Source organism: Shinella sp. M31 (assembly GCF_049199205.1).
GTDB lineage: Bacteria > Pseudomonadota > Alphaproteobacteria > Rhizobiales > Rhizobiaceae > Shinella.
Genome location: NZ_JBLZPH010000118.1, coordinates 1 through 6,217 on the forward strand (window position 1 = coordinate 1; position 6,217 = coordinate 6,217).

The 6,217-nt window shown below is 59.6% G+C and carries 6 protein-coding genes and 2 pseudogenes; 6 read left to right on the forward strand and 2 right to left on the reverse strand.

Annotation, left to right across the window (positions count from 1 at the left end):
• Positions 1 to 228, reverse strand: a pseudogene (locus ACOZKU_RS19530) (transposase); the annotation flags it as partial.
• 40 nt (positions 229 to 268) lie between these two features.
• On the opposite strand from ACOZKU_RS19530, the gene ACOZKU_RS19535 reads away from it, so the two are divergent.
• Positions 269 to 880, forward strand: coding sequence for an NADPH-dependent F420 reductase (locus ACOZKU_RS19535; protein WP_421580264.1), 612 nt, complete (start codon positions 269 to 271; stop codon positions 878 to 880).
• A 41-nt stretch (positions 881 to 921) separates the two neighbouring features.
• A pseudogene (locus ACOZKU_RS19540) lies at positions 922 to 1,005 on the forward strand (LysR family transcriptional regulator); the annotation flags it as partial.
• A gap of 160 nt (positions 1,006 to 1,165) precedes the next feature.
• On the opposite strand, the gene ACOZKU_RS19545 reads toward ACOZKU_RS19540, so the two are convergent.
• Positions 1,166 to 2,083: a hydroxymethylglutaryl-CoA lyase gene (locus tag ACOZKU_RS19545; RefSeq protein ID WP_421580265.1), complete on the reverse strand. Its 918-nt coding sequence runs from the start codon at positions 2,081 to 2,083 to the stop codon at positions 1,166 to 1,168.
• 191 nt (positions 2,084 to 2,274) lie between these two features.
• Here ACOZKU_RS19545 and ACOZKU_RS19550 point away from each other — a divergent pair, with 191 nt between their 5' ends.
• From ACOZKU_RS19550 to ACOZKU_RS19565, 4 genes are all read left to right on the forward strand, one after another.
• Positions 2,275 to 3,693 carry an aldehyde dehydrogenase family protein gene (locus ACOZKU_RS19550; RefSeq protein ID WP_421580266.1) on the forward strand — a complete coding sequence of 473 codons (1,419 nt, stop codon included), beginning with the start codon at positions 2,275 to 2,277 and terminating at the stop codon, positions 3,691 to 3,693.
• A 6-nt stretch (positions 3,694 to 3,699) separates the two neighbouring features.
• Positions 3,700 to 4,809 carry an iron-containing alcohol dehydrogenase gene (locus tag ACOZKU_RS19555; protein WP_421580267.1) on the forward strand — a complete coding sequence of 370 codons (1,110 nt, stop codon included), beginning with the start codon at positions 3,700 to 3,702 and terminating at the stop codon, positions 4,807 to 4,809.
• Positions 4,810 to 4,822: 13 nt separating this feature from the next.
• Entirely contained in the window at positions 4,823 to 5,482 is a 660-nt protein-coding gene (locus ACOZKU_RS19560) for a GntR family transcriptional regulator (RefSeq protein WP_421580268.1), read from the forward strand.
• Between the two features lie 151 nt (positions 5,483 to 5,633).
• Positions 5,634 to 6,217 (forward strand): TRAP transporter substrate-binding protein (locus tag ACOZKU_RS19565; protein ID WP_421580269.1); only part of this gene is annotated, 584 nt, incomplete at its 3' end.

Sequence of the window (6,217 nt, forward strand, 5' to 3'; positions counted from 1 at the left end):
CACGATGGTTGAGACGATCATCAGCCATTCCAGATCGGCTTCCCGGGTGAACATCGCCAGCATGACGTCCAGCACACCCATATCGATCCAGCGATAGTAGCGCCGCTTCACCGAACGATAGTCGCCAAGCCGCTCCGGCACGTCCCGCCAACGTCCACCCGAACGTGCCATCCAAAGCAGCGCGTCGAGGAACCTGCGGTTATCTGTGCGCGGGCCGCGCTTGCCCTTTGCCGTGGGATTGCTGGCAGCATGGGCCGGTCATCAGGTCATGCTGAGCAATTCCAGAGGGCCGGAAACGATCCGGCGCATCGGCCAGCAGATTGGTTGTGAGGTCGGGACCGTGGATGACGTTGCCGCATTTGGAAAAATGATCGCCGCGGCCATCCACCTGCAAATGCCGCCCGCTATTCCGGCTGCGCCGTTGGCCGGAAAGATCGTGCTGAACCCGCAGAACTACTTCCCGCATTTTGGCCCGGTGCCGGCACTGGAGAGCGGCGAGCTGACGACCGCCGAGGTGCTGGCAAAGCGCCTTCCCGGTTCCAAGGTGGCCAAGGCCCTCAACTCTATTCTGGTGGAGGACGTGGTTCCCGATGCTCGCCCGACCGGCGCGAAGGATCGGCGCGCGCTTCCTATGGCTGGAGACGATGCCGATGCGAAAGCGTCCGTCGCCACGTTCCTCGATCAGATCGGCTACGATTCCGTCGATGCAGGAGGCTTGGCCGAGACAGGATCATGCTTGAGGAACGACTGGCCGCGACCACCCGCAACAGCTTCGTGCCAGACGGCAACTGGCGATTCGATCGCGGCCTCCGAGCCTGATCAGTCAGCTCCCTTCGGAGGAATAGGCGGGTCATACGGCGTCGGTCTGCCAAGAATGTAAAAATGGAAATACTGTCCCGACTTCTCAGCGGGCGCATCCCAATGGAGTTCTTGATCCAGACGCTCGCCGTCGCCGAGTATTTGAATATCCGCCCCGCCGCGAATGCGTTCGGCGTGGCGCAATCACGATGAGCGGCGCGGTTTGCGTTTCCGCTCGCACGTGAAGCAATTGCGCGGATTCAAATCCAGATGAATGGGAAGACGTCGGTCGCCAATTCACATAGCTTCAAGAGCTAATCGAGAGTACTCGCGCTTCTCGTTGCTGTTGTGTTGCCGCATCGAAGAATCACGCGTAAACGCGATCGCTCGTGCCCGCTTTTACAACATAGCCGGGAACGCCGTGGCCGAGAATAGCAGAGAGTTCGCCAGAAAGCTCGATCAGGGCCGGAAGTTTGACGCCGGTGTCGATGCCGCAATTGTGGAACATATGCACGAGGTCTTCGGTGCAGACATTCCCCGTTGCACCCGGCGCATAGGGGCATCCACCAATGCCGCCGAGAGCTGAATCAAAGCTGCGCATGCCCGCGTCATAGGCGGCAAGTGCGTTGGCGAGGCCCATGTCCCGGGTATTGTGGAGGTGGAGCGTCAACGGCAGATCGGCATGGTGGCTCAAGATCGTGGCCGTGAGTTCGCCGACCTGCCTGGGATTGGCCATGCCGATCGTGTCGGCGATGGTGATGCCCTCGATACCCAAATCGCGATAGGCGTCGATCGCCCATAGCACCCGCTCGATTGGCTGACGGCCTTCGAAGGGGCAGCCGAAGGTCGTGGCGATGGTGCCGTTGACGAAGATGCCGCTTCCGGCGACCACGTTCATGATCTCTCTGAACTGGGCAAGCGACTGGTCGCAGGTCATTCGCATGTTTGCCAGGTTGTGTCGTTCTCCGATCGACATGACGAGGTTCACCTCGTCCACCGTGCATTCGAGCGCGCGCTCTGCGCCGCGGACGTTCGGCACGAGCGCCGTATAATGCACACCCGGCGTCCGCTCGATGCCGTGGAAGACGTCGGCCGCGTCGCGCAGGTTCGGGATCGCTTTCGGTGAGACGAAGGATGAAACCTCAATGCGCCTTACGCCGGTGCCTGACAGGCGATCGGAAAGGCGGATCTTCTCTTCCGTCGGAACGAAGCCCGGTTCGTTCTGGAAGCCGTCGCGCAGAACCACCTCGTTGATCGCCACCGCATGCTTGTTCCTCGACATCATGGCATCCTCCGGATTTCGCCTCTGAAGCCAACTAGCATGCGACGCCAGAGGCATCAATAGAAATATAATCTGATGTATCAGTTAAAATATTTCTCTTGCACTCGGCCATTAAAGACCGTATTGGCACTATGATGCCTTAACTGATGCATCACAGTATGCACCATGTGGCCGCCACACGGCCTGGAGGAACAATGTCTCAGTCCGCAGATCATATTCGCATCGCAGAACTCGTTGACCGGGCGCGCAACGCGCAGGCGATCCTGAATGGCTATACGCAGGAGCAGGTGGACGTGATTGCCGGCGCCATCGTCTACCATCTATCGCGCCCCGAACTGGCGACGAAAATTGCCGAAATGGCCTATGACGAGACGAAGATGGGCCTTGTCGAAAGCAAGCGCGCCAAGCTCACGCACAAGATGCCGGCAATCTTCCATGATATCCGCATGGAAAAGACCGTTGGCGTCATCAATCGCGATGAGACGAACGGCATTATCACCATCGCCAAGCCCTACGGTGTCATCGCGGCGCTCGTGCCGAGCACCAATTGTGAGGCGACTCCGATCTTCAAATCCGTTCTGGGCATCCGAGGCCGCAATGCCGTGATCTGCGCGCCGCATCCGGCAAGCAAGAAGACCACCATCTTCGTGGTGGATGTCATCCGTCAGGTTCTTGCCGCTTGCGGCGCCCCTGAAGATCTGGTCCAGTGCATCGCCGCGCCGTCGAAGGCGCTTGCTGCCGAACTCATGGCACAATGCGACGTCACCATGGCGACAGGTTCGGGGGACATGGTGAATGCGGCCTATTCCTCCGGAAAACCCGCCTATGGTGTCGGCGTCGGCAATGCCGCGGTGATCATCGACGAGACGATCGATCTCGCGGAGACCGCGGCGAAAATCAGGATCGGCAAGACCGGCGACAACGCCTCCGGCTGCTCGGCCGAGAACTCCATCATTGTCCAGGCGTCGATCCATGACGATTTCCTGCGTGCGCTGGAAAAGGAGGGGGCCTATATCGCAACGGCGGAGGAGAAGGCGAAGCTCCAGGCCGTGCTCTGGGAAAACGGACACGTTTCGCGCAAGGTCGTGGCTCGTCCCGTCCACGAAATAGCCGATCTAGCCGGTATCGCCGTGCCGGCGGACCGCAAATTCATCGTGGTCGAGGAAGAGGGTACGGGGGCTGCGCATCCCTTCTCCGGCGAGAAGCTCAGCCTCGTCCTGACCTGGTACAAATACGAGTCCTTCGAGGACGCCATCGCACTGGTGAACGCGATCACCGACTATTCCGGCTCCGGCCATTCCTGCGGCATCCATTCGAACGACGCCGGTCGCATCCTGCAGCTCGGCCTCGAGACGAAGACGTCGCGGGTCATTGTGCGACAGCCGCACGGTGTCGCCAATTCGGGAAGCTGGTCCAACGGCCTGGCCAAGACCTTCTCCCTCGGCTGCGGAAGCTGGGGCGGAAATTCGGTTTCCGAAAACGTCACCCAGAAGCACTACTATAACACGACGCGCATCGCTGAGCCGCTCGATCGATCCGCGCCGGATGACGAGGCGATTTATGGGCCCCTGTTCGGGAAGATCGCCGCCGTGCGCATCGCTGCGGGAGCCTGAACGACGATGAAATTCGCTGTTCGCCCACAGCTTCACGGCTACGACACCTTCGCTGCCTTCACCGAAGCGCATGCCGTCACCGAACGGGATCTCATCTTCACGCAACGCATCCTTCATGACACCTTCATGAAGGGAACGCCGGCGCAGACCCTTTTCTACGACGACTTCTGCGCTGGTGAGCCGACGGACATCGCCGTCGACGAGATCTTGCGCGCCGTGCGCAAGCTCGGCTTCGATCGCCTCATCGCGATCGGTGGCGGTTCGATTCTGGACTGTGCGAAAGTGCTCGCGCTGGATTCGGATGAGAGCGTTGCGGGGCTTTTCGCGGCTGGCGTGCAGCCGGGGCGCAAAGCGGGCCTTCTCCTCATCCCGACGACCTGCGGCACGGGATGCGAGGTGACTTGTGTCTCGGTGTTCGATTTTCCATCAATCGGCAGCAAGATCGGCAAGGGGTTCGACGCAGGGTTTGCCGATCATGCCGTCCTGATCGACGAATTCCTGTCGAAAATCCCCTATCACGTCTTCGCGACGTCTTCGGCCGATGCCCTCGTCCATGCCCTGGAAATCTATCTGGCGCCACGCGCCAATGCCTATACGGACATGTTCTGCATGGCGGCCATCCGCTCCATTCTGCAGGGCTACGTGCGCATTGTCGCGCATGGACGGGACGTGATTCAGCAGGATGCCAAGGCCTATCTGACGGCGAGCAACATGGCGGGTATCGCGCTTGCCAATGTCCTGGCGGGCGGGGTCCATGCGATTGCTATGCATTTCGGTAGCGCGCATCATGTGCCGCACGGCGAGGCGACGAGACTATTCCTGCCGCCGGTCTTCAAGATCTATTATGAGAAAGCTCCGGACGGAAAGATCGCCGATATTGCTCGATTGATCTGGGATGTCGTCGGCGTCAGGGACGGAGGCAATCCGTTCGATGCACTAGAGGCACTTCTTGCCGAAGTGGTGCCGACCAGGCGGCTGAACGAATACGGGATGACCGCCGGTGACGTCGGCCGATACGCGGACAAGGTGATCGAAACGCAGCAGCGATTACTGGTGAACAACTATGTTCCGCTCTCCGTGCAGGATATAGCGAGGGTGTATAGCGAACTCATGTGACAGAGGGAAAGCAATGACGCGAAACTATTCCGATAGGGCGTATGAAACGCTTCGGGAGAGGATCATCAACGGTGGTCTGCGTCCGTCGGCTCCCCTCGATATTCACCGTATCGCGAGCGAATTCGAAATGAGCATCACGCCCGTGCGCGATGCCATTAAAAGGCTGGAGGCCGATGGGCTGGTGGAGGTCATTCCGCGCTCCGGTACGTTCGTGCGCCATTTCACGCTCCAGGACCTGATCCGGGGTTATGAACTGGTCGAGGCGCTTGACGGCATGGCGGGATATCTTCTGGCCGAACGGGTCGCTGCCGGCGATGTCGACGGGCAGGAGCTGGAAAGGTTGCTGACGCCACTGGTTGACGGGATGGAGGAGAATCTGGAGCGCGATCAGGCGCGGATATGGGCGGAGCTGGATGGGCAGTTTCACCAGATCATCTTCGATATGTCCGAAAACACGCTGATCGCCAGCAGCTACTATTCGGTGCGTGACCAAATGAAATCGGTGCTGTCCTTTATCAGCCCGATCTATGTGGACCGGGCGAATTCCGTTCGGGAGCACCGGTTGATCATCGCGGCCATCGCCGCAGGAGACAGTGAGAAGGCACGTAACCTTTGCCAGGACCATCGCAATCTCGTGCGGCAGATCCTGAAGAAGCTGCTGCTTCAGATGTAGGGAGGAGTCTATGAAAGGAATATTCCGGCGGAAGGCGCCATTCACGGGTCTTCACCGCCGATAAAGCCAACTCACGTTCATCGGCCTTGGGCCGCATTGGGGTGTTCGTTCAATCCAGCCAGCGCGATTTCTCAGCAGCGATGCCCGCGATGTGGGCTCGAGTGGTCTGCTGCGTCCTTCGTTCGGCTGGGTAACCAAGGGTGAAGATCGCAAACAAACAGCCATGCATACGGTTCGTGACAAACAGTGGAGGATAGTCATGAAAATTCACAATATCATCGCAGCTATGGTCGTGTCGTTGTGCGCCAGTTCCGCCGCGGCCCAGCAATTCCAAATCTCGCACAGCGCCGCATCAGGCAATCCCAAGGATGTCGCCTCCCTGAAGTTCGCCGAGATTGTCAAGGAGCGGACTGGCGGCCGGATTACGGTTGATGTCGGCACGAGTTCGCAGTTCGGGGATGACGCCGAAAGCGTCACCAATATCCGTCTCGGCACAATCGCCTTCTCGGCGAATGCACAAGGGGCGACCTCCGGCGCTGTACCGGAGATCGGTCTCCTCGGCCTTCCGTTCCTCTTCCAGAACCTCGAGCAGGCCGAGACCGTGATGGACGGCCCTGTCGGCGACAAGATCGCGGCTGCGGCGGAAAAACAGGGCATCTATATTCTCGCGTGGTGGAACAACGGCATTCGCGAAGTGTCCAATTCCAAGAAGCCGATCATGGCGCCGGATGACTT

What these genes read in the sequence shown, in the direction of transcription:
- ACOZKU_RS19535 (WP_421580264.1), top strand. Translation starts at nt 269, where the DNA reads ATGCTGAGCAATTCCAGAGGGCCGGAAACGATCCGGCGCATCGGCCAG.
- ACOZKU_RS19545 (WP_421580265.1), bottom strand. Translation starts at nt 2,083, where the DNA reads ATGATGTCGAGGAACAAGCATGCGGTGGCGATCAACGAGGTGGTTCTG.
- ACOZKU_RS19550 (WP_421580266.1), top strand. Translation starts at nt 2,275, where the DNA reads ATGTCTCAGTCCGCAGATCATATTCGCATCGCAGAACTCGTTGACCGG.
- ACOZKU_RS19555 (WP_421580267.1), top strand. Translation starts at nt 3,700, where the DNA reads ATGAAATTCGCTGTTCGCCCACAGCTTCACGGCTACGACACCTTCGCT.
- ACOZKU_RS19560 (WP_421580268.1), top strand. Translation starts at nt 4,823, where the DNA reads ATGACGCGAAACTATTCCGATAGGGCGTATGAAACGCTTCGGGAGAGG.